This is a genomic window from Pandoraea cepalis (genome assembly GCF_902459625.1).
Lineage (GTDB): Bacteria > Pseudomonadota > Gammaproteobacteria > Burkholderiales > Burkholderiaceae > Pandoraea > Pandoraea cepalis.
On sequence record NZ_CABPRY010000002.1, the window covers coordinates 618,123 to 643,363 of the forward strand.

A 25,241-nucleotide genomic window follows, 5' to 3' on the forward strand; every position below is an offset into this window, starting at 1 on the left:
CTTCACACCCACTCGCGGCGCACGAGGAAGTCGGTATAGAGCTTCGCTTCCGGGGTGTCCGGCTCGGGTTTCCAGTCGTAGTGCCATTTCACGATCGGCGGCATCGACATCAGGATGGATTCGGTGCGCCCCCCCGATTGCAGGCCGAAATGGGTGCCACGGTCCCAGACCAGATTGAATTCGACATAGCGGCCACGCCTGTGGGCCTGGAAATCCCGTTCGCGCTCACCGTAGGGCATGCCGCGACGGCGCTCGACGATGGGGACATAAGCGTCGAGGAACGCATCTCCCACACTTTGCATGACGGCGAAGCCCGTGTCGAAACCGCCGCCCGAGAAGTCGTCGAAGAAGATGCCGCCGATGCCGCGCGGCTCCTGGCGATGCTTCAGGTAGAAGTACTCGTCGCACCACGTCTTGAAGCGCGGATACCACGTGGTGTCGAACGGATCGAGCGCGTCCTTGCAGGTCTGATGAAAGTGCCGGCAGTCCTCTTCGAATGGATAGTACGGCGTGAGATCCATGCCGCCGCCGAACCAGAACGCGGGCAACTGCCCGGGGGCCGTGGCGATCAGAATGCGCACGTTGAAGTGCACGGTCGGGCAGTACGGATTGCGCGGATGCAGCACGAGCGAGACACCGAGCGCTTCGAAGCCACGCCCGGCCAACTCCGGGCGGGAGGCACTGGCCGAACCCGGCAGTTTGTCGCCGACCACGTGGGAGAAATTCACGCCGCCGCGCTCGAAGAAGTCGCCGTCGTCGAGCACGCGGGTGCGGCCGTCGCCGCGCAGCGCGCTATCGGCCGGACGTTGCCAGTCGTCGGCGAGGAAGCGTTTGCCGTCGAGGCGCCCGAGCGTGTCGACAATACGGTCCTGAAGCCCGAGCAGATAAGTTCGCACTGCGCCCGTATCCGGCGCCGGTGCGGCGTCTTGCGCTGTCATTCTGTGACGTCCCGATGCGTGGTAATAACCGCGATTGTACCGGCAGCCACGCGGTCAGGGGCAGGCCGAGGCGGCAAACGGTCGCGCCGAATGCCGGCCGAATGACCTGCATCAAGCTCTGGCGGTCATGGCGCTGGCGCGTTGGGCAGAGGACTGGCCGTTGGCGCGCCGCCCGCGGGCGCAATGGGCATGCCTTTGCCAGGGTCGCCCGGCGGCGGCATGAGGATCTGACGCGGCGCCGGCACCGGCCATTGGGCCGTGCCACCGACCTCGGCGATGGCCCGGTTGGTATCGAAATACACCTGCCAGTAATCGCGGTTGTGGCAGTACGGACGCACCGCGAGCACCGGCCCGGCGGGATTGAATTCGAGAATCACCACATCGATCGCGGGCGTGCTCATCACGTTCGGGATCTGCGCGATGCGTGCCTTCAGGCGCGCTATCGCGTCCTGCACATCGACCGTGTGGGCGAGCTGCGCCGTCAAGTCGACGCGGCGAAACGCGTTGGCGTCGTACACCGTGATGTTGTCGCCGAAGACCTTCGTGTTGCCGACGTACACCCGCAGATTGTCCGCCGTCGTGAGCGTGGTGACGAACAGGCCGATCTCGTCGACCACCCCGGTCACGCCGCCTGCGCTGATCATGTCGCCCGTCTTGAAGGGGCGCAGCACGATGAGAAAGATGCCGGAGGCGAAGTTCGACAGGAGTCCGGACCACGCTGCGCCGATGGCGATGCCGGCGGCGGCAAGCAGCGCGGCGAACGATGTCGTCTCGATACCGCAGACACTGAGGATGGAAATGATCAGCGCAATGCGCAAGGCGATGCGCAGCGTCGATTCGCTGTAACGAACGAGCGTGGGATCGATGGCCCGGCGAGTCATGGCGCTGCGCACGAGCCGCGCCACCACGTTGATGGCGATACCGCCGACAATCCAGATGACCACGGCCATCACAATCTTCAGGCCGAACGGCATCAGATAATCGTTGACCAGCTTGTCGAGATCGAACATGTAAGTCTCCGTCGAGCGAGGGTCTGTCGGGAAAACTGTATGCATTCCGCCGGGGCTGGCCGGACGCGCGGTGGTGACGCACCCGCGCCGTGTCAGCGTGCCAACTTGCTCCGCGCTTGTCAATCGCGACGCTGTGACGGCATTCGCGGTCGTGGGGCCGCCAGAGCGGCGGCTAAAACGGCCGCAAAACGCCCGCCAAAACGACAACGGCCCGGACGACATGACGTCTCCGGGCCGTGGCACAACGATTTGGCGCTTCAAGGTCTGCCTTCCAGCGTGGCCGACCTGACGCCAGTTGCCTGACTTTGGCTGGCTTACTCCGGCTTGCGCGCCAGTGCGCGGTTGCCGATATCGTGGCGATACTGCATACCGTCGAAACTGATCTGATTGACGGTCTGGTACGCCACGCTCTGCGCGCCGCGCACGGTGTCGGACAAGCCAACCACGCACAGCACCCGTCCGCCCGTCACCGTCAGCACGTCGTTCTCGAGCTGCGTGCCCGCGTGGAACGTGACACATTCAGCGGTCTCGGCCGGCACGTCGGAGATCCGGTCGCCCTTGCGCGGGGTGTCCGGATAGCCGTGCGCGGCGAGCACCACGCCCAGCGCATAACGGCGGTCCCAGTCGAGTTCGACCTTGTCGAGGGTGCCCGCAATTGCGTGCTCGACCACGACCGAAAAGTCGCCCTTCAGGCGCGCCATGATCGGCTGCGTTTCGGGGTCGCCCATGCGGCAGTTGAATTCGAGCGTCTTGACGTTGCCCTGTGCGTCGATCATCAGACCGGCGTACAGGAAGCCCGTAAAGCGGATGCCGTCGGTTTCCATGCCGCGCACGGTCGGCAAAATGATCTCGCGCATCACGCGCGCATGGATCTGCGGCGTGACGATCGGTGCGGGCGAATACGCGCCCATGCCGCCGGTATTGGGTCCCTGATCGTTGTCGAGCAGACGCTTGTGATCCTGCGACGTCGCGAGCGGAAGCACGTTCTTGCCGTCGACCATCACGATGAAGCTGGCTTCCTCGCCTTGCAGGAACTCCTCGATCACCACGCGGGCACCGGCGTCGCCGAGCTTGTTGTCCGCGAGCATCATGTCGACGGCGTGATGCGCTTCGTCGAGCGACATCGCCACGACCACGCCCTTGCCTGCGGCGAGGCCGTCTGCCTTGATGACGATCGGCGCGCCCTTGGCGTCGATGTAGGCGTGGGCGCTGGCCGCGTCGGAGAACGTCTCGTAATCGGCGGTGGGAATGCCGTGGCGCTTCATGAACGCCTTGGCGAAGTCCTTCGACGATTCGAGCTGCGCTGCTTCCTTCGTCGGGCCGAAAATCTTCAGGCCACGCGCGCGGAAGATGTTGACGATACCGGCGGCGAGCGGCGTTTCCGGGCCGACCACGGTCAGCGCGATGCCTTCGCGCGCGGCGAACTCGGCGAGCACATTGGGATCGCTGATCGGGACATTGCGCAGGCGCTCGTCGAGCGCCGTGCCGCCGTTACCCGGGGCGACATAGACCAACTGAATACGAGGCGATTGGGCAAGCTTCCACGCCAGTGCGTGTTCGCGGCCGCCCGAGCCGACAACCAGAATCTTCATCTTATTCCTCGATGACGGCGTTGGTGAATACTTCCTGCACGTCGTCGAGATTTTCGAGCGCGTCGAGCAGCTTTTGCATCTTCACGGCATCTTCGCCGGTGAAGACCACTTCGGTTTGCGGTTTCATCGTGACTTCCGCGACTTCGGCCTTCAGACCGGCCGCTTCAAGCTTGGCCTTCACGGCCTGGAAGTCGTTCGCCGGGCAGATGACTTCGAAGCTGCCGTCGTCGTTGGTGATCACGTCGTCGGCGCCGGCGTCGAGCGCCACTTCCATCAGCTTGTCTTCCGGCGTTTCCGGCGAGTACAAGAACTGGCCGCAATGCGTGAAGAGGAAGGCCACCGAACCATCGGTGCCCATGTTGCCGCCAAACTTGGAGAAGGCATGGCGCACTTCGGCGACGGTGCGCACGCGGTTGTCCGTCATGGTATCGACGATCACGGCCGCGCCGTTGATGCCATAGCCTTCGTAGCGGATTTCTTCGTAGTTGGCGCCGTCAAGACCGCCAACGCCGCGATCGATCGCGCGCTTGACGTTGTCCTTGGGCATGTTCGCGTCGGCGGCCTTTTCCACGGCCAGGCGCAGGCGCGGGTTGCTGTCGACGTCACCGCCGCCCAGGCGCGCGGCCACTGTGATTTCCTTGATCAGGCGTGTCCAGACTTTACCGCGCTTGGCATCTGCCGCCGCTTTCTTGTGTTTGATGTTGGCCCATTTGGAATGACCCGCCATGAATTTCTCCGTCGTGCCGCGCTGTGCGGCGAAGTAGCCTCTGCCGGCCAGCGCGGTGCGGCGCGGCCAACCATTGAAACAGGCGCGCCCGCCACCACCGGGGTCGCGGGCGCGAATTGCCGAATCGCCTCGTTGGCGCCCATGGGTCGTGTCGACCCATCGGTCCCCCCGTCGTTTCGGGGCCAGGGCAGTCCGAGCGGCATCGTGCCGCTATAATCGGAGGCAATTTTATCATGCCGCCGCACCGTGCCACGGGTGTTTGCTGCGCCGTGTCACGAGCCACGCTGCGTCTACCGCCGAGGTCTCTCATGCCCCAGAAGCCCGTGCCGCCGCAAGCCTCGTCGCTTGCCGCTTCCTCAACGGCATCCCCGCCTGCCTCCAACGGGGCCGTGAGCCCTGCCAGCGACCCCAGCGACCGGCTTCTCATCGCACGCAACGATCAGCACGTTCTTGGCCTGCTGCCCGCCATGGGCAATCGCCACGGGTTGATTACCGGGGCCACGGGCACGGGCAAGACCGTCACGCTCCAGGTCATGGCACAGGCCTTCTCCGACATCGGCGTGCCCGTGTTCCTCGCTGACGTGAAAGGCGACCTGACGGGCATCGCGCAGCCCGGCGCCGAGACGCCCAAGCTCAAGGAGCGCATTGCCCAATTCGGCTTCGAAACGCCCGACTGGCATGGCAGCCCCGCCACACTTTGGGATGTGTTCGGCGAGCAGGGCCACCCAGTACGCGCAACGGTTTCCGATCTCGGTCCGCTGTTGCTCTCGCGGCTGCTGGGCTTGAACGAGACGCAGACCGGCGTGCTCAATCTCGTCTTCAAGATTGCCGACGACAACGGCCTTCTGCTGCTCGACAGCAAGGACCTGCGCGCCATGCTCCAGCACGTGGGCGAAAACGCCTCGACCTTCACCACGCAGTACGGCAACATCTCGGCCGCGTCGGTCGGCGCGATCCAGCGCGGGCTGCTCACGCTCGAGCAACAAGGCGCCGACAAGTTCTTCGGAGAGCCGATGCTCGATATCGACGATTTCATGCAGACGGACGCGCAAGGGCGCGGCATCGTCAACATTCTCGCGGCGGACAAACTGCTGGCCGCGCCGCGCATCTACGCCACATTCCTGCTGTGGCTGCTCGCCGAGCTGTTCGAGCGTCTGCCGGAGGTGGGCGATCCCGACAAGCCCAAGATCGTGTTCTTCTTCGACGAGGCGCATTTGTTGTTCAACGAGGCGCCGAAGCCGTTGCTCGAGCGGATCGAACAGATGGTGCGGTTGATTCGTTCGAAGGGCGTTGGCGTGTACTTCGTGACGCAAAATCCGGTCGACGTGCCGGACACCGTGCTCGGTCAGTTGGGCAATCGCGTGCAGCATGCGCTGCGGGCGTATTCGCCGCGCGATCAAAAGGCGGTCAAGGTGGCGGCGCAGACCATGCGCGCCAATCCGTCGCTCGATATCGAAGCGGTGATCGGCGAGCTGGGCGTGGGCGAGGCGCTGGTGTCGTTGCTCGACGAGAAGGGGCGTCCCGCCGTGACGGAGCGCGCGTACATCGCGCCGCCGGCCTCGCGCATCGGACCGATTACCCCGCAGGAGCGGGCAGCGCTCATCGCCGCGTCGCTCGTGGCTGGCGTGTACGAAAAAACGGTGGATCGCGAGTCGGCTTATGAAACGCTGGTCGGGCGCACGCGGACGCGCCAGGGCGACGTGCCGCTCGCCTCAGAGGGTGGGGCGGTGCCGCAAGCGCCGAACGGCGGTGAAACGACGGGCGGCGGTCTGCTCGATGCGGTCAGGGACTCGCTCGGCGGCTTGCTGGGCGGCGCGGGCGGCTCGCGTCGCAAGGACACGGTCGTCGAAGCGATGGTCAAGAGTACGGCGCGCACCATCGGTAGCCAACTGGGCCGCGAGATCGTGCGCGGCGTGCTGGGCAGCATTCTCGGCGGCAGCAAGCGGCGATGACCGGGCCCGTCGATCGCCGCGACAACGCCCGCGTCGGACGATCGGTCGCGAGTGGCGTATGCCTTGCCACTGATGTATCGCCGGCACCGTCTCCTCTATATCGATCGCTCGCCCCCTCATGTCGCTGAAATCTTCGCTGGATCCGGTGCGTACCGGTGTCGCCCACGACCCGTTGTGGCTGCGCGCCGCGCCGCTCATTTTTCTGTTTCTGTGGTCGGTCGGTTTTACCGTCGCCAAGATCGGCCTGACCTATGCCGACCCGCTCACGTTCCTCGCGCTTCGCTACGGGCTTGTGCTCGTGCTGCTCGCGCCGCTGGCGCTCGTCATGCGCCCGCCGTTGCCGAACACGGTGGCCGCCTGGGGCCATCTCGTCGTCATCGGTCTGCTCATTCAGGCGCTGTACTTCAGCATGACGTATCTGGCGCTACGCCTGGGCGTGTCGGCCGGCAGCGTGGCGCTGATTACCTCGCTGCAGCCGATTCTCGTGGCGCTGGCCGTGCCGCACCTGGTGGGCGAGCGCGTGAGCGGGCTGAACTGGGTCGGACTGGTGCTGGGGCTGGCGGGGGCGGCGCTGGTCATTGTGGCGCGCTCGGCGGTGGAGGCGACTTCCGCGCTGGGGCTGGTGCTGACGTTCGTGGCGCTTGGCGCGATCACCTGCGGCACGCTCTACGAGAAGCGCTTCGGCGTGGGCCAGCACCCGGTCACGTCGAATCTTGTGCAGTACGCCGTGGGCTTCGCGGCGACACTGCCGCTCGCCGCATGGCTGGAGCCGATGCACATCGAATGGACGTGGCAGCTCGGCGCAGCGCTCGTCTACCTCGTGATCGGCAACTCGATCGTCGCGATTTCGTTGCTGCTGGCGATGATCCGGCGTGGTGAGGCGTCGCGTGTCTCGGCGCTGTTTTTCCTTGTGCCGCCGTCAGCGGCGCTGGCTGCGTGGCTCATGGTCGGGGAGCACATGCCGCCGCTCGCGTGGGCAGGGATGGGGCTGGCGGCCGTGGGCGTGGCGATGGCCACACGGCGCCCGGGTCAGGGGCGCCGGGGAAAGCGGTAGCGCGGTAGGGGGGGACGCGTTGCTCCGGCGCAGGCGGGCCGGGGCGCGGGGCCCGCCTTGCGTCAGTTCTTGGTGCCGAACAGTCGGTCGCCCGCGTCGCCCAGACCCGGAATGATGTAGGCATGGTCGTCCAGACGCTCGTCGAGCGACGCGACATACAGCTTCACGTCCGGATGCGCGTCATGCAGCACCTTCACTCCTTCGGGCGCCGCCACGAGGGCGAGGAACGCGATGTTTTCCGAGGCCACGCCGCGCTTGCGAAGCACGTCCACGGCATGCACGGCCGAATAGCCGGTCGCCACCATGGGGTCGCACAGGATGAAGCGGCGGTCGGCGATATCCGGCAGACGCACAAGATATTCGACCGGACGATGTTGCTCGTCGCGATACACCCCGATGTGACCGACGCGTGCCGACGGCACCAGATCGAGCAGGCCGTCGCTCATCCCGACGCCGGCGCGCAGTACGGGCACGATGGCGAGCTTCTTGCCCGCGATGACGGGCGCGTCCATGGCGACCATCGGCGTGTCGATGCGCTCAGTCGTGAGCGGCAGGTCGCGCGTGATTTCGTAGCCCATGAGCAAGGTGATCTCGCGCAGCAGGCCGCGGAACGTGCGCGTTGACGTTTCCTTGTCGCGCATGTGCGAGAGCTTGTGCTGGATCAGCGGGTGATCGCAGATAAAGAGATTCGGGAAGCGGGGATCTTGTTTCATGGCTGGCAATCTGGGGCAGGGCCGGTGTGGCCCGCATGGCCGCGATTTTAGCCGATGCGGGCGCCGTCGGTCCGGGTTTCGCTGTCAGTCCATACCGATTGCCCAAGCGCTCCCCCGACAAAGCGGGGTGCGCACGATTCCCTTAGAATCGCTGCAAGACGGCGGTACCACCGCCGTTGTCCAACGTGTCACTTGTCTGGAAGGCTGAACATGGATCTGGGAATCAAGGGGCGCACCGCGCTGGTCTGCGGGGCGAGCAAGGGGTTGGGACGCGCGTGCGCGCAGGCGCTGGCCGAAGCGGGCGCGAATGTCGTGATCGTCGCGCGCACGGCGCAGCCGCTCAACGCGGCGGCCGACGAGATTCGCGCGGCCACGGGCGTGAGCGTGACCGCCGTGGCGTGCGACATCACCACGCCCGAGGGGCGGGCACAGGCGCTCGCGGCGTGCGGACAACTCGACATTCTCGTGACCAACGCGGGCGGCCCGCCGCCGGGTGACTTCCGCGAATGGCAACGCGACGACTGGATTCGCGCGCTGGACGCGAACATGCTCACCCCCATCGAACTGATCAAGGCGTGCGTGGACGACATGATGGCGCGCGGTTTCGGCCGCATCGTGAACATTACGTCGTCGGCCGTGAAAGCGCCCATCGACATCCTCGGGTTGTCCAATGGCGCCCGCTCGGGACTGACCGGGTTCGTCGCAGGACTGGCGCGCACGACTGTTGGGCACAACGTCACCATCAACAATCTGCTGCCGGGGGCCTTCGATACCGACCGACTCACGGGCACCCTGCAGGCATCGGCGGCCAAGCGCGGACAGACGCTCGAAGAAGTCCGCACCCAGCGCGCTGCCGCGATTCCGGCCCGCCGTTTCGGGCAGCCGAACGAGTTCGGCGCGACCTGTGCTTTTCTCTGCAGCGCGCAGGCGGGCTACATTACCGGACAGAACGTGCTGATCGACGGTGGCGCGTACCCGGGCACGTTTTAACCTTTTTGAGATGGCTTCAATGACTGTATCGACGGTACCCAAAGTCCGGATTGCGCTGATCGCGCACGACAAGAAAAAAGACGACATTCTGGCCGTGGCGCGCGACTACGCCGACGTGCTGCGCCAGTGCAAGCTCGTCGCGACGGGCACGACCGGCGGACGCATCGCCACCGAGCTTGGCCTGGACGTTGAGCGAATGCTCTCCGGCCCTCACGGCGGCGACCTCCAGATAGGCGCGCAACTGGCCGAGGGGCGCGTCGACATGGTGCTGTTCCTGCGCGACCCGATGACGCCGCAACCGCACGAACCGGATATCAACGCCCTCGTGCGGGCTTGCGACGTACACAACGTGCCGTGTGCGACCAACAGCGCCACGGCGCGCATGCTGCTCGAGCAGTTGATCGTGCGTCTGGCCGCACAGCCGGGGGCGTGACGCCGAGAACCGACAGTTCACAACACACTTCACACGAGTGAGAGGGGCGAGGATGACCAAGGCAATTCGCATCGAACAGAATGGCGGTCCGGAAGTGATGAAGTACGTCGACGTCGAAGTCGGCGACCCCGGGCCGGGCGAGGCGCGCGTGCGCCACAACGCCGTCGGGCTGAACTACATCGACGTGTATTTCCGCACCGGCCTGTACCCGCAGCCGCTGCCGGCCGGTCTGGGCATGGAAGCCGCCGGCGTGGTCGAGGCCGTGGGCGAAGGCGTGACACTCGTCAAGGCGGGCGACCGCGTCGCCTATGCCAGCCGTCCTTGCGGCGCCTACTCGCAGGCCCGCGTGATGCCGGTGGCCTCGCTCGTGCGTCTACCGGACAGCATCAGCGACGATCAGGCCGCCGCGATGATGCTGCAGGGCATGACCGCGCAGTACCTGTTGCGCCGCACCTACCCGGTCAAGGCAGGCGACACGATCCTCATTCATGCGGCCGCCGGCGGCGTGGGGCTCATCGTGTGCCAATGGGCCAAGGCCTTGGGCGCGACGGTGATCGGCACGGTCGGCTCCGACGAGAAGGCGGCGCTCGCGCGCCAGCATGGCTGCGACCACCCGATCGTCTATACGCGTGAGAATTTCGTCGAACGGGTCAAGGAGATCACGAGTGGCGAAGGGGTGCCGGTCGTCTACGATTCCATCGGCAAGGACACGTTCATCGGCTCGCTCGACTGCCTGCGGCCGCTGGGCATGATGGTGAACTTCGGAAGCGCGTCGGGGCCCGTCGCGCAGATCAACACGGCCGATCTTGTGTCGCGCGGCTCGCTGTTCTTCACGCGCCCGACGCTCTTCAGCTACACGGCCAAGCGGGCCGATCTGGAAGCCACGGCCAACGACCTGTTCGACGTTGTCGCCAAGGGCTCGGTCAAGATCGAGGTCAACCAGCGTTACGCATTGGCCGACGTGGCCCAGGCCCATCGCGATCTCGAGGCGCGCAAAACCACTGGGTCGACATTGCTCATGCCCTGAGTGCGGGGGATGTCGCTAACGCCAACGCGCGCGATGTGATGTACCCCCGTAACGCTGGACGTCGGCCCAACGTTCGGGGGACTCGGCCAGGGTCCGTTGCTCATGGCGGGCGACGCCGTCAACGACCCGATTCAGACTCGCTGCGAAAAGCTGTGGACGCCGTGGGCGCGCGCATCCTCGCGCACGTCCTCGGGCAGCCGGTTGATGAGCCAATGCACCACCAGCCCGATCACGACGACATCGTCGAGCAGGCCGAAGACTGGCACAAAGTCCGGAATCAGATCGAACGGACTGACTAAATAGACGCCGAGCAGCGCCAGCGCGGGCAGCAACCAGCGCGGGCGGCGCGGATCGCGGGCCGCCCGCCAAAGCACGCGGAAATCGTGGCGGGCAACTTGCCACAAACGCAGAAAACGCTTCATTAGCAGGCTCCTGAACGAATATCGCGGCCGGATGAGGCCGGTGTCCTCATTGAATTGATGGAAACGTCGCTCATTGATTTGTTAAATTCTCGCATCGCACGCTTATCGGTCTGGTGGGCTGAATCGTCCGTGGCGTGTGGGTTCATACGCACGATGCGTGATATTGTGCTTCGACCACGCCGAGTCGAGGTGGTTTCATCGCTCATCGAGCCCTGTCTGGTGCCGAGGCGCCGGATCGGGCGGTCGATTGGCTTTCCCGGTTGCGGCAGGATCGGGCCAGCGGGATAATTTGCCAGCCGCAGCGGTCCATCCATTTTTCCCCCTTCGCGGACGCCATCCAAACGCCACCATGACTGACGCTCAAGATCCGAAATCGCCGCTGCCGTCGCAACGGTCGAATACGCCCGAATCCGATACGAACAAGAGCGCAACCTCACCGCAGACGCCGCCGTCCGGCGACGCCGGTACGTCGCCAACGCCAGCTTCGCAGGGCGCGTCCGAGTATGTGGAGCCGCCGACAACGGCGATGTCCCATGCGACGGCGAAACCCGTTGCGGGCACGGCTGAGGCTTCGGGTAACATGCCAGCGAACCCCGACACGCTCACGCGTCCGGCACCCGCGCCCGAGGCGTCGCCAGGGGCTTCTGCCGCAGCGACGAGCCCCTCAGTTCAGGCGTCGGCGGCCGAAGTGGCCGCGGATCGTAATCCGATTGGCACGCCGGCGCCAAAGCCGAGCGAAGCGGCCACTGCGGCCGGCAGCGACGAGCCGCCGCATCAGCCGACATTCGGCCCCGGTGCCGCGCGTCCTGGCAGCCCCGCCTCGATGGGCACCCAGCCGTCGTACCTGCGGGCGGGCGATTCACCGTGGTCGGTGCTGCGTCGCATTACTTCGGCGCGGTTTCGCGCGTGGTACGACCGCGCGGGGCAGCGCATCACGCAGCGCACCCTGAAGATCGGCATTTCAGCGCGCATCTTTCATCCGGAGCCGGGGGCGAAGGGCCTGCGCAGCAAGACGCTTCAGTACCTCGAAGAGTCGATCGCGCACTGGGTGATGTCGCGCGACGTGCTGGTGTTCATGATTCCCACGGTCGACACGCAGGGCCTGCTGCACCCGAGCCACATCCGTTTGCACGATTATGCGAAGCACCTCGACGGACTGGTGTTGCAGGGCGGGGCTGACGTGTCGCCGCACAGCTATTCGGAAGTGGCGACGCGCCACGAATGGCAAGGCGATCGCATGCGCGACATGTACGAACTCGAACTGCTGCATGAGTTCGTGGAGCAGGGCAAGCCGATTCTCGGTGTGTGTCGCGGCTGCCAGCTCATCAACGTGGCGTTTGGCGGCACGCTGCACCAGGACATCGCCACGGATCTGCCCGACGCGATCCCGCACGTGACCGATACCTACGAACACAACCGTCACACGCTGACGTTTCCCGAGGGCTCATCGCTCGCGCAGATGCTCGGGCCGGTCGACGTGCCGATCGTCAACTCGATCCATCACCAGTCGGTGAGAACGCTTGGGCGCGACCTGAGTGTGGAGGCGGTGTGCTCGGAAGATGGGGTGGTGGAAGCCATTCGCTATCGCAAGGCGCCGTTCGTGATGGGCCTGCAATGGCACCCGGAATTTCACCGGGCGGGCGGGCCGGAGTATCTCGATTGCACACCGGTGCTCGACAACTTCCTGCGCGCCGCGCGCGAAACGCGCTTCTGATTGGGCGTTTGATCGCACCGCGATCGACGCAATGAAAAATGGGCAGCCGCGAGGCTGCCCATTTTCATGTCAGGCGCACCGGCATCATGCCGCCGGTGTGCGCACCGCGTCGATTAGAAGCGGTGACGGATGCCCGTGCCCACAACGGTTTGCGAGCTGGTCGACGACATACCGCCGGCAGCGCCGACACCGGCTTGGAGGCCCGTGCCTTCGTTGTCGGAGATGTGCTGGTACGAACCGGTCAGGTACACATCGGTACGCTTCGACAGACGGTAGTCGGCTTGCAGCGTCACGGTGTGGAACTTCGGCTTCTTGTCCGTCGAATCTTGCTTGGCCATCGTGTACGTGTACGCGGCGGACAGCGAGACTGCCGGGGTCAGCATGTAGCGACCGTTGACTTCGAAGTTGTCGAACTTCAGGCCGTCGTTGCCGAAGGCAACCGACGTGCTGTTGAAGTTCAGGCCGGTCAGGCCTTGGAGTTGCGTGTGCGTGTACACCAGGCCGACGGTTGCCGGGCCGAAGGCGTAGTTACCACCGATACCCCAGACGCGTTGCTTCGAGGCGCTGAACACCGAGTCACCGCCAGTCGACGTGTCGACTGCGCCGCTGGTGTTGTTGGCGCCCGTGTTGCCTTGGCGTTCCAGGTAGGCTGCGGCCACGGTCAGCGGGCCGTTCGCGTAGTTCACGCCAGCGCTGAAGGCGCGGTTGTTGGCGAAATCGCCAGCCTTGTTCGAGAAGCCATACAGGCCGCCGAAGGTCAGGCCGTTGTAGTTGGCGCTCGAGTACTTGACCGAGTTGTTCACACGGAACGAGTTGTTCGTGTTGTCGTTATCGTACGGGTGCGCTGCGATCGTGCCACCGAACGACGAACCGTTCAGGGTCAGCGGTGCCAGGTAGTCAACCAGCGAGTCGTATTGACGACCGATCGTCACCGAGCCGAACTTGTCGTTCTGCAGGCCAACAAACGCCTGACGACCGAACATGCGGCCGTTTTGGCCCGACGTGCCGTTGTTGATCGAGAAGCCGTTTTCCAGCACGAAGATGGCCTTGTTACCGCCACCCAGATCTTCCGCGCCCTTCAGGCCCCAACGGCTGCCGTTGATCAGGCCGCTCGTTGCGCGGAAGTTCTTCGAACCCGAAGCCGTCGAGGTCGTCGAGTTGCTGGTGTAAGCGACGCCAGCGTCGATCAAGCCATACAGGGTGACGCTGCTTTGCGCTTGGGCGCTCGCGGAGAACGCGCCGACAACGGCAGCGGCAAGAAGAGTTTTTTTCATGGTTTAAGCTCCAGTAACGTGACACGAATCGCAGAATTCGCGTGAAAACAGAACGCGGCGAAACAGAACATGTCGAGGTGACGGTTTGTCATTCGCGGACCCGATCAGGTATCGGCACTGCTCTGTTGACAGGGGGCAGTGTATGAGTGAGCGAGACCCGCGCCTATTTCAGAATCCGCAAGAATCTATTGCGGATACGGGAAGAATCCGCCGAATGTGCCGAAAAGCGTTGTCCAATAAGGGATTGGCTTGATTAAGCCTAGGCGATAAATGACCACGCAAGCGACGTGTGTTGCGCTTGGGACACAGTGCAGAGGGCAAGCGGCATCGCTCGCGAAGCGTTGCCAGCACTGGATCTACACGCGACATGGGGCAAGGCGTTAAGTTCCGGCGACAGATGATCGCCGCGATGGCGATCATTGACCCACGTCACGCGCCGAACGAAATAATGCCGTCGATAGAGGCACCTTCCGTTGCATCATCGGTGAGGTTTTGTGGGGGCGATATGCAGAGGTGTCGGGGGGGCGGTGCGGGTAGCCGTCATGATCACGTCAGCGCGCGTACTGAAGCCCATGCGATGAGGAAAATCCGAGATGCCGACAGGCGTAAAACATCGACTCGCGCCTAAAAGTCCTTTATTGATAGCGTTTTACGGACTATTGCGAGTCGCCGAATAATGCATTGCGCCGAATGATGAGAATGATTCGGGAGGCCAGACCCTATACTACGTTCCGCGAGAAGTAGACTTTTGCGTTGAGTGAAAAGTCTCCAAACCTTGGCGCGGCCTCATTGGCCGCGCTTTTTTTGTCTGCGTTTTTTGCCGCATGTTGGGCTACGCGTAAGGGCTCGCGCCGAAGGCGTCGCCGCAATCGCGCACGTGCGGAATGCGCAACTGCTTGAGCTTGCGATACAGCGACGCTCGGCAGAAGCCGAGGGTGCGCGCCGCTGCGGAAATGTTCCAGCGGTGTTGCGCGAGCGCCTGCAGAATGCGGTCGCGCTCGCGGTGGTCGTGCGGCGATGCCTGCGCACTTGCTTCGTTCGGGGCGGCGACGGGGCTCGACGCCACGACATCTCGCGCTTCCAGGACACGCATCGCGACATGGCCATCCACATTGCGCGCCGGCGACGGCATGACGAGTTCCGGCGGCAGGTCGTCCATCCCCAGCATATCGCCAGCCATTACCGCGCACGCGTAACGCAATGCGGCGCGCATCTGGCGCAGATTGCCCGGCCACGCGTGGGCGAGCAGGCACGACATGGCGTGCGGCGCTACGCGAGCCAATGCCTGATCGGCGCGCAATCCCGGCCATTCGTCGCACAACATGCGCGCGATCAACTCGCGCTTGTCGTCGCGCTCGCGCAGTGTCGGCAGCGTGAGTACGCCCACGGCGATGCGGTAGTAAAGATCTTCGCGGAACGTGCCCTGTGCCACCGCGCCGGCGAGATCCTGATGCGTGGCGCAGATGAGCTGAACGTTGACGGGCACCGGATGACTCGCGCCCAGCGGCGTGACTTCCTGCTCCGAGAGCACGCGCAGTAGCCGCGTTTGCAGCGCATAAGGCATGTCGCCGATCTCGTCGAGGAACAGCGTGCCGCCGTCGGCCTGCTGCAACTTCCCTTTCATTCCGCCGGGCAGGGCGCCCGAAAACGCGCCGCGCTGATAGCCGAACAATTCGCTCTCGACGAGATGTTCCGGCAGCGATGCCGTATTGATCGCGACAAACGCTTGCGCGCGCCGTTCGCTGTACTCGTGCAGCGCGCGGGCCAGAAACTCCTTGCCCGTTCCCGTCTCACCGAGGATCAGCACCGGCAGTCCGCGATCGACGAAGCGCTTGCCGCGCGAGAGCAACGCGCGCATTCGGGCGTCGGTGCCGCACAGATCGTCAATGGCGAGATAGTCGGGGCGCATTTGAGGTGCGGCGGCGGGCGCGGCCGGTACCCGATGGATGCGCTCGGCGAGCGTGGCGATGTGGCTGAAGGCGGCGGTACTGGCAGTGGCGGCGCCGAGGGGGGCGGCGGGGCCGACAGGTCGAGCGGGGGCTGACGCTACAGCAAGGTGAGCGGGCATGACTTGTCTCCTTCTCGTATCGGTACGAAAGGGCGCCGTCGGTGGCTTGTGGCCTGGCGATTCCTGACGTCTCTTTATGTCGCAGCCGGCTCGGGTGGCCAACCGCTGATGCAGGATACGACTGCCCAGTCATAACATCCAATACAATATAGATGCGCCATTAATACCTTTGGGGTATCAGATGATTGAGCTGCGCCATTTCCAGTACTTTGTGGTGCTCGCCGAGACCCTTCACTTCGGCCGAGCCGCCCAGCAATTGCATATCTCCCAGCCGCCCCTGTCGCGCCAGATCGCGCTAATGGAGGCAGAGCTGGGTGTGCAGCTTTTCGAGCGAACGCGCCGCAGCGTGCGCCTCACGCGTGCCGGCGCTCGTCTTTATCAGGACGCGGTGGAAATTCTCAACTCGGTCGATCGGGCGCGCCGCAATGTCGTGGCGGCGAGCCGGGGAGAGGATGGCGCGATCACAGTCGGCTTCATGATGTCCTCCGCGTACAACATCCTGCCCGCGCTCACGCGCACGTATGCCGCCGCGTATTCGCGCGTCGACATGAAATTGGCGGAAACGTTACCGAATCTGCTCGCCGAATCCGTGCGGGCTGGGCAGACCGACGTCGGCATCATGTATCGCCCTGAAGACCTGACCGGGCTCGGTACGGCGACCGTGTTTCGCGAGGAGATGGTGGCGGTGCTCCCACGCACGCACCCGTTGGGGAAGGCGCGGGTGCTCGACGCCGCGCAACTGGCCGAAGAGTCGTTCGTGAGCATTCCGCGCGAGATCGCCCCGCTTGTCTATGATCTGGTCGTCGACCATTGCCGTCGCGCGGGCTTCTCGCCGCATATCCGGCTCGAAACCAACCTGCAGCAGACCATCATCAACCTGGTGGGCGAAGGGCTGGGCGTGGCGATGGTGCCGATGTCGATGAGCAGCACGAGCGCGTTCGGCAATGCGGTTTTCAGACCATTGCGCAATGCACCGGTGGCGGAAGTGGCGCTCCTGTGGAGCCGCGACAATCACAATCCGTGCGTCGAGACGTTTGTGGAGAACGCGCGAGCGGTGTGGCGCGATATGCAGCGCGCACCGGGCGCACGGCTGGTGCCCGATGGGCCGGACACCAGCGCGCGCTGAAGGCGGCGCGAGAGACAAGCGCGCTGTCAGATTTCCAGAATGCCGGCGGCCACGAAGCCGCCGTCGACCGGCAGGATGTGGCCGGTCACATACGAGGCGTCGTCCGACGCGAGAAAGCTCACGGCGCCAGCGATCTCACGCGGCTGCCCATAACGGCCGAGCGGTGTCGTCTCCGTATAGTGACGACGCGAAATGTCGGAATGCAGCGCCTGCGTGAGCGGCGTGTCGACGGGACCGGGAGCGATCGCGTTGGCGGTGATGCCGAACGGCGCGAGTTCGATGGCCATCTGACGCGTGAGCCCGATGACGGCGGCCTTCGACGTGCCGTAGGCGGTGCGTCCGGCGCTGGCCAGAATGCCCGCCACCGACGCCAGATTGACGACGCGCCCCCAGCGTTGCTCACGCATGAGTCGCGCGGCGTGCTGGCCGCACAGCAGCGTGCCCGTGAGGTTCACGGCCATGACCTGATGCCAGTGATCGAGTGGATAGTCGAGAAACGGAAACGTCTTGGCGATACCGGCATTGTTCACGAGCACGTCGCAGCGGCCATGGCGCTGCGCAATCTTTGCGAAGCCGTCGGCAATCGACGCCGCGTCGCCCACATTCATGGCCAGCGCCCACGCCGTGCCGCCCGCCGCGTTCAGTTTTTCCGCCGTTTCGGCGGCGGCGCCTTCGTTCAGGTCGGCGACCACCACGGTCATGCCGTCATGCATCAAGCGCTCGCAGATGGCGGCGCCAATGCCCATTCCACCGCCCGTCACTACCGCCACTTTCTCCGTCATGCTATGGACTCCTAAATTCAATGATTTTTACAGATCGGGCTCCGCCGCCAGCAGTGCGGCGGAGCCCGTCGGTGATATTGCGAAACCGCTAGCGGATTTGCCTTACTTCAGGAAGCCGATCGAGATCCAGGGAACGAGCACCACGAGGAGCAGCGCGACGAACAGCGCGCCCATGTAGGTCCACATCCGGTTGAATACCTTGTCCGGCGATGTCTTGCCGATGGCGCACGCGGCGTAGAAGCCGACACCCAGCGGCGGGGCGAACAGTCCCATGCCCATCGAGAGGATCACGACCATGGCGTAATGCACGTCGTGAATGCCCAGCGAGCGCGCGACCGGGAAGAGCAGCGGTCCGAACAGCACGATGGCCGGAATGCCTTCGAGCACGCTGCCCAGGATGATGAAGACGACCATCGAGATGAGCAGGAAGCCGACCTGACCGCCGGGCATGCCGTGCATCAGACTGACCAGCGCGGCGGAGAACCCGGATTGCGTGAGCGCCCAGGCCATGGCCGTGGCCATGCCGATAATCAGCAGGATCGCGCCGGAGAGCGCGGCCGTTTCCGTCAACAGCGGATACAGGCGCTTGAAGTTCAGGTGCTTCTTGAACGCATGCACGATCAGGCCGATCACGACCGTGTAGGCGATACCGACGGTCGAGACTTCGGTGGCCGTGGCAGCCCCCTCGATCACGGCCGTGCGGATGAGAATCGGCAGGGCGAGCGCCGGCAAGGCCACGATGAACGTCTTGCCGATCACGCGCCACGGCGCGCGGCGGGCCGCACTCGGCGCTTCCTTGCGCGAACGCGCGAAACACACCACGACGATGGCAAGCGTGGCGATGACCGCGGGCAGCAGGCCGCCGATGAAGAGCGAGGTGATCGATACACCGCACACGGCGCCGATCGTGATGAGTACGAGGCTCGGCGGGATCGTCTCCGTCATGGCGCCGGTCGACGCGAGCAGCGCCACGAGATCTTCCGGCTTCGAACCGCGTCGCTGCATCTCGGGGAAGAGCGCGGGCGCAACGGCCGCCATGTCGGCCGCTTTCGATCCGGAAATGCCCGAGACCAGGAACATGGCACCGAGCAGCACATATTGCAGGCCACCGCGCACGTGACCGAGCAGCGCGGCCATGAATTCGATCAGGCTGCGTGCCAGCCCGCTCATTTCGATGAGCGCGCCGAGCAGCACGAACAGCGGCACCGACAGCAGGATGAGGCCTGACATCCCTTCGTCCATGCGGCTGACGACGATCTGCAGCGGGGCGTCGGTTACGAGCGCCAGATACGCCAGTGTTGCCGTCCCGAACGCAAACGCAATCGGAATGCCGCCAGCCACGCAGACGCCGACGATCAGCACGAAGAACACCAGCAGGTTGTAATTGCCCATGGCGATGAGCGCGGGGCGCCCAAGCCAGAGCGCGGCACCCAGCGCGGCCACCACCAGCACACCGAGTCCGAGCTGGCGCAGGCTCGAGCAGCGCGCCAGGCGCGAGACGGCGGCGATGAGCATCAGCACCGCGCCCACGGGCAGGGCCGCGGCGCGCAGCCCGTCGGGAATTTCCAGCGCGGGCGTGGTGATGTCCATCTGCTCGATGGCATGCGAATACGCGGGCACGATAATGAGCGCGACGAATACGCAGACCGTGAGCGCGGCCATGGTCTGAAACCAGTCACGCCATGCCGCCGGGAGTTTGTTGACGATGGCGGACAGCCGCATGTGCTCGCCCCGGTCGAGCGCGAGCACGGCACCGAGCATCGATAGCCAGATGAACAGGATCTGCGCCAGTTCGTCCGACCAGGTGAGCGGATTATCGAACCCATAACGCGAGATCACCCCCGCGAGCAGGATGAGCGTCTCGGCCACCACCAGCAGCACGGCAACCGCTTCGGTGACTTTCATCACCGCGCGGTTGACGTGGCAGAAGAGGCGGGCAAGCGCGTGCGTCGGCTCGGCCGTCATCGTCAACGTTTCCATTTACGCAAGCTTCCCGGTGTACTTTTCGAGCATCGACCACGCCTCGTCGCCGAACTTCTTGTGCCATTCGGCATAGAACCCGGCGGCGCGAAGCTTGTCGCGGAACTGCTCGTTGTTCGGTGCGTTGAACACGAGGCCCTTCTGCTTGAGTTCAGTCGTCACGCTGTCGTTGAGCTTGCGCACATCGTCGCGTTGCGCGAGCGCCGCGGCGTTCACGTTGGCGGTGACGATCGCCTGCAGGTCCTTCGGCAGCTTGTCCCACTTCTGCTTGTTGCCCAGGAACCAGAAGCCGTCCCACATGTGGTTCGTCATCGACACGTACTTCTGCACTTCGTACAGCTTGGCCGTGGTCAGAATGGCCAGCGGATTTTCCTGGGCTTCGACGATGTGCGTCTGCAGGGCCGAATACACTTCGGAGAAGTTGATCGACGTGGGCGCGGCGTCGAACGCGCGGAACATCGACGTCCACAGCGGGCTCGTCGGCACGCGGATCTTCAGGCCCTTGAGGTCGGCCGGCGAATTGATCGGGCGGCTGCTGGTGGTGATCTGGCGATACCCGTTTTCCCAGATCTTGTCGAAGGCGAACACGGAGGTCTTTGCGATCTGGCTGCGTACGTGGGCGCCCAGGTCGCCGTCCATCGCGGCCCATACCTGACCGTAGTCCTTGAACGCGAAGCCCACGCCGGAGATCTGCGCCGAGGGCACGAGCGTGCCGAGAATCAGCGGCGAGAGCGTGAAGTAGTCGATGGCGCCCGAGCGAACCTGGCTCAGCATGTCGCTGTCGCTGCCCAACTGGTTGTTCGGGTAGATCTGGAAGTCGATGCGACCTTTCGACTGCTCCGCGATCTTCTGCGCCATCTCTTTGGCGCGAACGTTCATCGGGTGGCTGACGGGAAGATTGTTGGCGAACTTCAGCGTGAATTCGGCAGCGTGCGCTTGCGTCTGATACAAGCCCGTGGCGGCGGCGGCCGACGTGGCGGCCACGACTTTGATGAAGTGGCGGCGATCCATGTTGCTCATACTGCATGTCTCCTGATTTTAGGTTTGGTGACTGCGTCTGAAGCGCGAGGTGGGCGGACGTGTTGCCCTGCAACGCCTCGGCCATCTCGTAAGGCGAGCGTGACGCGGCTCGCAAGTGGCTTGGCTATCTTACGCAAATCGAGTGCCAGTTCGCCGTCCGGACGGGAAAACCCTTACGTTATTAAGCATTGTTGAGCTCTCGCGCCGTGGGCATTGCTTGGTTGACCGACAGATCGTGCGACACCTGTCGCATCGGCTGCCCGTGCTGCGACACCTGTCGCATGCGGCGGACGACAACGATGCGACAGGTGTCGCTGGGCTTCAGGGGCGAGATATCGCGTTGCGGTGCAGCATGTCGTGGCGACCCCGCGCGTCGACAAGTTTGCTTGATGGGCCGGCGATGGCGGCTTTACGCTTACGTCAACGGCGAGTGCGCCACGCGAGCGGACAAGGCGATGAGGACGCAATGAGTCGGCACTGTGCCGTGGGCGCTCGTGCGGCGGGCACACCGAGACGGTGCGGCATCGGTCTGGCATCGAAATTGCTCACCGGAGTCTGAATGACCTAATTTTTCCGGAGACACTTCATGGTTGCTGCATGCCTCACCGGCTGGGCTCACTCCCAGTTCGGAAAACTCGATAATGTCGATGCCGAAGTTCTGCTGGCCGATATCGCCCAGGCCGCGCTCGACGACGCGGGCCTCGCGCCCGAGCAGATCGATTCCATTCACGTCGGTACGTTCAACGGCGGCTTTCTTTACCAGGACTTTCCGTCGTCGCTCGTTTTCAATCGCATTCCCGGACTACGTTTCAAGCCTGCCACGCGCTACGAAAATGCGTGCGCAACGGGGTCGGCGGCCGTGCACGGCGGTTTGCAGTCCATCGAGGCGGGCAAGGCCACCCACGTGCTCGTGATCGGCTTCGAGAAGATGACCGAGTTGGCGACGCCGCAGGTTGGCGAAGTCCTGCTCAAGTGTTCGTACGCACGCGAAGAGGCGGACATTCCGGGCGGCTTCGCCGGCGTTTTCGGCACGATCGCGCAGGCCTATTTCGACCGCTATGGCGATCAGTCCGATGCCCTGGCACGCATCGCGGCGAAGAACCATCGCAATGGGTCGGTCAATCCTTACGCGCATATGCGCCGCGACTTCGGTTACGACTTCTGCCGCAACGTCTCCGAGAAGAATCCGTTCGTGGCCGGGCCGCTCAAGCGCACCGACTGTTCCATGGTGTCGGACGGCGCCGCGGCGCTCGTGATCTCGAAGGCCGACGTGGCGCGCACGATGCCCAAGGCGGTCGGCTTCCGCGCGGCGGTGCAGGTCAACGACTACCTGCCGCTCTCGCGTCGCGATCCGCTGGCGTTCGAAGGCGGCCAGCATGCGTGGCGTCAGGCATTGGGGGTGGCCGGTGTCTCGTTGAAGGATCTGTCGCTGGTCGAGACGCATGATTGCTTCACGATCGCCGAGCTGATTGAGTACGAGGCGATGGGCCTGGCCAAACCGGGGCAGGGTGCGAGTCTGGTGGCCGAGGGCGTGACGGAGAAGAACGGTCTGCTGCCGGTCAATCCGTCGGGTGGCCTGAAGGCGAAGGGCCATCCGGTCGGCGCCACAGGCGTGTCTATGCACGTGATGGCCGCGATGCAACTGACGGGGACCGCGGGCGAGATGCAAATTCCCAATGCGCGGCTCGCGGGCGTGTTCAACATGGGCGGCGCGGCGGTGGCCAATTACGTGAGCATCCTCGAAGCGCGCTGATGCTTCGCTTGAACGGTGGTGAGGCAGGCTGCCCGGCATTTGCCGGGCGGGACTGAGCGAAAAGAACGAGGAGACGAGCGACATGCTCAAGAAGGTCATGAATCTCGGCCGCCTGCTGGCCGACGTTGCCCGACGTCATCCGGACGAGCCCGGTCTGATCGTCGGCGACAAGGTCAGCACATGGGGCGAGATCGATGCGCGCGTGAACGCTGCCGTCGATGCGCTGCGCAAGCTCGGTGTCGGCAAGGGAGACAAGCTGCTGGTGCACTCGCGCAACAACCTGCCCATCTTCGAGAGCGCATGGGTCGCTTTTCGGCTGGGCGCGGTGTGGGTGCCGACGAACTTCCGTATTACCGCACCGGAAGCGGCGTATCTGGGCCAATCGAGCGGTGCGTGCGTGATGATCTACGACGCCGGCTTCGAGGGACACGTCGACGCCGTGCGTGCCGCGTCGCCCGCGTTGCGCCATGTGATTGCGCTGGGCGAGCCGCGCGCAGGGGAGCTGCATTACGAGGCGCTGATCGCGGATCACCGCGGCGCGCCCGGCTACGAGGCGGAAGTCGAGTACGAAGATCCATTGTGGTTCTTCTACACGTCGGGCACGACCGGGCATCCGAAGGCGGGCGTGCTCTCGCATGGGCAGATGGCGTTCGTCGTGACGAATCATCTGGCCGACCTGATGCCGGGCATTACCTATCGCAGCCGCTCGATGGTGGTGGCGCCGCTCTCGCACGGCGCGGGCATTCACGCCATCGTCAATACGGCGCGCGGGGCGGCCAGCGTGCTGCTGCCGGGCGAGAGGATGGATGCCGAACAAGTCTGGCAGGCGATCGAGCGCCATGGCGTCGACAACATGTTCACGGTGCCGACTATCGTCAAGATGCTGGTCGAAGACCCGGCGGTGGATCGCTACGACCATCGCTCGCTGCGCTTCGTGATTTACGCCGGAGCACCGATGTATCGTGCCGATCAGAAATACGCGCTGCATAAGCTGGGCAAGGTACTGGTGCAGTACTACGGGCTGGGCGAGGTGACGGGCAACATCACCGTGTTGCCGCCGTGGCTGCACACCGATGACGACGACGCACCCGACGCGCGCGTGGGCACCTGCGGCGTGCCGCGTACCGGTATGGAAGTGGCGATTCTCGACGAGCGTGGCGAGCGTCAGCCGCCGTTCGCGTCGGGCGAGATCTGCGTGCGCGGTCCGGCCGTCTTCATGGGATATCACAACAATCCGGAGGCGAATGCCAAGGCGTTCAAGGACGACTGGTTTCACACCGGCGATCTCGGACATGTCGATGCGCAGGGGTTCCTGTACATCACGGGCCGCGCGTCGGACATGTACATCTCGGGCGGCTCGAACGTCTATCCGCGCGAGATCGAGGAAGCGTTGCTCACGCACCCGGCCGTGTCGGAGTGCGCGGTGCTTGGCGTGCCCGACCCCAAGTGGGGCGAGAGCGGGCTTGCCGTGGTGGTCGCCCGGGAAGGCATGGCCACTCAGGCCGATGAACTACTCGGACATCTCGAGGCGCGTATCGCCCGCTACAAGTGGCCGCGGCGCTTCGTATTCTGGAATGCCATGCCCAAGTCGGGCTACGGCAAGATCGTGAAGAAGCAAATCAAGACGATGCTCGAAGAGCAAGGAGACTATCGACTATGAAACCTGCGCTTTCACGGATCTATCGACATGCAGGCGCCCCCACGTTACCCCGTGTGGAAGACTGCGTGTTGAGCGGGCAGCACGAACTGCGCGTCACGATCCGGTCGGGTGCGAATCTCGGCGAGTCCTTACGCGAAGCGTTATCCCGCTATGCGTATGGTGGCGGCGTCGGCCGTTTCTGCGCGGGCACCGCGCGTGGTCTGCGGTATCACATGATCGAGACCACCGCGGACTCGGAGCGACCCTTTGGCTATGGGGCGCCGGTGGACGAAATCCGGGAGGTGGATCTGATCGGCGGCGCGATCACGGTGGGCCGCACGGCCGACGGCGCCACGCTGCTGCATTGCCATGCGGGGTTTTCCGACCCGAGCGGCGAGTTGCATGGCGGCCATCTGATTCTCGATCACACATGGGCCGGCGACGAGCCGGTCGTGATTCGCCTATGTTTATTCGAGCGCGGCGGCTACGTGAGCGCGGATGACGAGGAGACGCGTTTCCGTCTGCTCCATCCCATCGCGGGAGATCTCTCATGAGCGCCGCACTGGATATCTCGGTCGACATCGAGAACGGCACGCTGGGCAGGTTGGTCGTGGCCCGTCTCAAACCCAATCAGGACTTGACGGAAAGCATCGAAGCGCTATGTGCGGAGCATGCCATCTCGCGCGCCATCGTGCGCGGTGCCGTGGGAAGCCTGGTCGACGCGCGTCTGGCGTTTCGCGCGGGCGACGGCTGGCGCGAACAGCGGGTGAGCGGCCCCGGGGTGGAAATCCTCAATGTATTCGGTGAGGTCGACGTACGGTCCGATGTCGTGAGCGAGCTTCCCACGCTGCACGGCATGGTCGCCGATACCGACGGGCGGATGTTCGCCGGGCGCTTCGTGCGCGGCGGCAACCTCTCGTTCATCACCATTGAAGTGACGTTGCAGGAGTGGTTGCCAGCATAGAGGTCGTAGGCATCGATCAGGGCAAGGCAAACGGGGAGTCTTCGGACTCCCCGTTGCTTTGTG

The 25,241-nt window shown here is 64.5% G+C and carries 22 protein-coding genes; 11 read left to right on the top strand and 11 right to left on the bottom strand.

The annotated features are described in order from the left end of the window. Positions 1 to 2 precede the first annotated feature (2 nt). From hemF to PCE31107_RS07670, 4 genes are all read right to left on the bottom strand, one after another. The gene (hemF, locus tag PCE31107_RS07655) at positions 3 to 938 is read right to left on the bottom strand and encodes an oxygen-dependent coproporphyrinogen oxidase (protein WP_150607489.1); all 936 of its coding nucleotides are present in this window, start codon (positions 936 to 938) and stop codon (positions 3 to 5) included. 125 nt (positions 939 to 1,063) lie between these two features. Continuing rightward, a complete protein-coding gene (locus PCE31107_RS07660) occupies positions 1,064 to 1,948 on the bottom strand; it encodes a mechanosensitive ion channel family protein (protein ID WP_130026782.1) in 885 nt (294 codons plus the stop codon). A 314-nt stretch (positions 1,949 to 2,262) separates the two neighbouring features. Beyond that, positions 2,263 to 3,540 (bottom strand): phosphoribosylamine--glycine ligase, encoded by a 1,278-nt coding sequence (purD, locus tag PCE31107_RS07665; protein WP_130026781.1) that lies wholly within the window; start codon positions 3,538 to 3,540, stop codon positions 2,263 to 2,265. Position 3,541: 1 nt separating this feature from the next. Then, the gene (locus tag PCE31107_RS07670) at positions 3,542 to 4,267 is read right to left on the bottom strand and encodes a YebC/PmpR family DNA-binding transcriptional regulator (protein ID WP_130026780.1); all 726 of its coding nucleotides are present in this window, start codon (positions 4,265 to 4,267) and stop codon (positions 3,542 to 3,544) included. 467 nt (positions 4,268 to 4,734) lie between these two features. Between PCE31107_RS07670 and PCE31107_RS07675 the strand changes: the two genes are divergently transcribed. After that, positions 4,735 to 6,219, top strand: coding sequence for a helicase HerA-like domain-containing protein (locus tag PCE31107_RS07675; RefSeq protein ID WP_246181759.1), 1,485 nt, complete (start codon positions 4,735 to 4,737; stop codon positions 6,217 to 6,219). 118 nt (positions 6,220 to 6,337) lie between these two features. Next, positions 6,338 to 7,273 (top strand): DMT family transporter, encoded by a 936-nt coding sequence (locus PCE31107_RS07680; protein ID WP_150607493.1) that lies wholly within the window; start codon positions 6,338 to 6,340, stop codon positions 7,271 to 7,273. A 62-nt stretch (positions 7,274 to 7,335) separates the two neighbouring features. Here the strand turns inward: PCE31107_RS07680 and upp are convergent, their stop codons facing one another. Then, a complete protein-coding gene (gene upp / locus PCE31107_RS07685) occupies positions 7,336 to 7,986 on the bottom strand; it encodes a uracil phosphoribosyltransferase (protein WP_130026777.1) in 651 nt (216 codons plus the stop codon). A 210-nt stretch (positions 7,987 to 8,196) separates the two neighbouring features. Here upp and PCE31107_RS07690 point away from each other — a divergent pair, with 210 nt between their 5' ends. The 3 genes from PCE31107_RS07690 to PCE31107_RS07700 are packed head-to-tail and all read left to right on the top strand — an operon-like array spanning position 8,197 to position 10,436. Then, positions 8,197 to 8,976, top strand: a complete 780-nt coding sequence (locus PCE31107_RS07690; RefSeq protein WP_150607495.1) for an SDR family oxidoreductase — start codon at positions 8,197 to 8,199, stop codon at positions 8,974 to 8,976. Positions 8,977 to 8,995: 19 nt separating this feature from the next. After that, positions 8,996 to 9,409, top strand: coding sequence for a methylglyoxal synthase (locus tag PCE31107_RS07695; RefSeq protein WP_150607497.1), 414 nt, complete (start codon positions 8,996 to 8,998; stop codon positions 9,407 to 9,409). Between the two features lie 52 nt (positions 9,410 to 9,461). Further along, the gene (locus PCE31107_RS07700) at positions 9,462 to 10,436 is read left to right on the top strand and encodes a quinone oxidoreductase family protein (protein ID WP_130026774.1); all 975 of its coding nucleotides are present in this window, start codon (positions 9,462 to 9,464) and stop codon (positions 10,434 to 10,436) included. Positions 10,437 to 10,567: 131 nt separating this feature from the next. Here the strand turns inward: PCE31107_RS07700 and PCE31107_RS07705 are convergent, their stop codons facing one another. Further along, a complete protein-coding gene (locus tag PCE31107_RS07705) occupies positions 10,568 to 10,858 on the bottom strand; it encodes a YkvA family protein (RefSeq protein ID WP_130026773.1) in 291 nt (96 codons plus the stop codon). Positions 10,859 to 11,207: 349 nt separating this feature from the next. Here PCE31107_RS07705 and PCE31107_RS07710 point away from each other — a divergent pair, with 349 nt between their 5' ends. Further along, positions 11,208 to 12,572, top strand: coding sequence for a gamma-glutamyl-gamma-aminobutyrate hydrolase family protein (locus PCE31107_RS07710; RefSeq protein WP_150607499.1), 1,365 nt, complete (start codon positions 11,208 to 11,210; stop codon positions 12,570 to 12,572). Between the two features lie 113 nt (positions 12,573 to 12,685). On the opposite strand, the gene PCE31107_RS07715 is transcribed toward PCE31107_RS07710, so the two are convergent. Both PCE31107_RS07715 and PCE31107_RS07720 read right to left on the bottom strand, forming a co-directional pair. Next, a complete protein-coding gene (locus tag PCE31107_RS07715) occupies positions 12,686 to 13,846 on the bottom strand; it encodes a porin (RefSeq protein WP_130026771.1) in 1,161 nt (386 codons plus the stop codon). Positions 13,847 to 14,678: 832 nt separating this feature from the next. Beyond that, a complete protein-coding gene (locus PCE31107_RS07720; RefSeq protein ID WP_343032337.1) occupies positions 14,679 to 15,914 on the bottom strand; it encodes a sigma-54-dependent Fis family transcriptional regulator in 1,236 nt (411 codons plus the stop codon). A gap of 181 nt (positions 15,915 to 16,095) precedes the next feature. Between PCE31107_RS07720 and PCE31107_RS07725 the strand changes: the two genes are divergently transcribed. Next, positions 16,096 to 17,040 carry a LysR family transcriptional regulator gene (locus PCE31107_RS07725; protein ID WP_130026770.1) on the top strand — a complete coding sequence of 315 codons (945 nt, stop codon included), beginning with the start codon at positions 16,096 to 16,098 and terminating at the stop codon, positions 17,038 to 17,040. Positions 17,041 to 17,066: 26 nt separating this feature from the next. Here PCE31107_RS07725 and PCE31107_RS07730 read toward each other — a convergent pair whose 3' ends face one another. From PCE31107_RS07730 to PCE31107_RS07740, 3 genes are all read right to left on the bottom strand, one after another. Further along, complete coding sequence (locus tag PCE31107_RS07730; RefSeq protein ID WP_130026769.1) at positions 17,067 to 17,822, bottom strand: SDR family NAD(P)-dependent oxidoreductase; 756 nt, start codon at positions 17,820 to 17,822, stop codon at positions 17,067 to 17,069. Between the two features lie 102 nt (positions 17,823 to 17,924). Continuing rightward, complete coding sequence (locus PCE31107_RS07735; RefSeq protein WP_246181760.1) at positions 17,925 to 19,787, bottom strand: TRAP transporter large permease; 1,863 nt, start codon at positions 19,785 to 19,787, stop codon at positions 17,925 to 17,927. Between the two features lie 15 nt (positions 19,788 to 19,802). Continuing rightward, a complete protein-coding gene (locus tag PCE31107_RS07740; RefSeq protein WP_017233946.1) occupies positions 19,803 to 20,822 on the bottom strand; it encodes a TRAP transporter substrate-binding protein in 1,020 nt (339 codons plus the stop codon). Positions 20,823 to 21,408: 586 nt separating this feature from the next. Between PCE31107_RS07740 and PCE31107_RS07745 the strand changes: the two genes are divergently transcribed. Genes PCE31107_RS07745 through PCE31107_RS07760 form a run of 4 tightly spaced genes read left to right on the top strand, consistent with a single transcriptional unit; the run spans position 21,409 to position 25,178 of the window. After that, positions 21,409 to 22,575 carry an acetyl-CoA acetyltransferase gene (locus PCE31107_RS07745; RefSeq protein ID WP_130026767.1) on the top strand — a complete coding sequence of 389 codons (1,167 nt, stop codon included), beginning with the start codon at positions 21,409 to 21,411 and terminating at the stop codon, positions 22,573 to 22,575. 52 nt (positions 22,576 to 22,627) lie between these two features. After that, entirely contained in the window at positions 22,628 to 24,235 is a 1,608-nt protein-coding gene (locus PCE31107_RS07750) for an acyl-CoA synthetase (protein WP_281352560.1), read from the top strand. Further along, positions 24,232 to 24,768 (top strand): PPC domain-containing DNA-binding protein, encoded by a 537-nt coding sequence (locus PCE31107_RS07755; protein ID WP_240756038.1) that lies wholly within the window; start codon positions 24,232 to 24,234, stop codon positions 24,766 to 24,768. Before PCE31107_RS07750 ends, PCE31107_RS07755 begins: the two co-directional genes overlap by 4 nt. Then, positions 24,765 to 25,178: a PPC domain-containing DNA-binding protein gene (locus PCE31107_RS07760; protein ID WP_130026765.1), complete on the top strand. Its 414-nt coding sequence runs from the start codon at positions 24,765 to 24,767 to the stop codon at positions 25,176 to 25,178. Before PCE31107_RS07755 ends, PCE31107_RS07760 begins: the two co-directional genes overlap by 4 nt. The last annotated feature ends 63 nt before the right edge of the window (positions 25,179 to 25,241 follow it).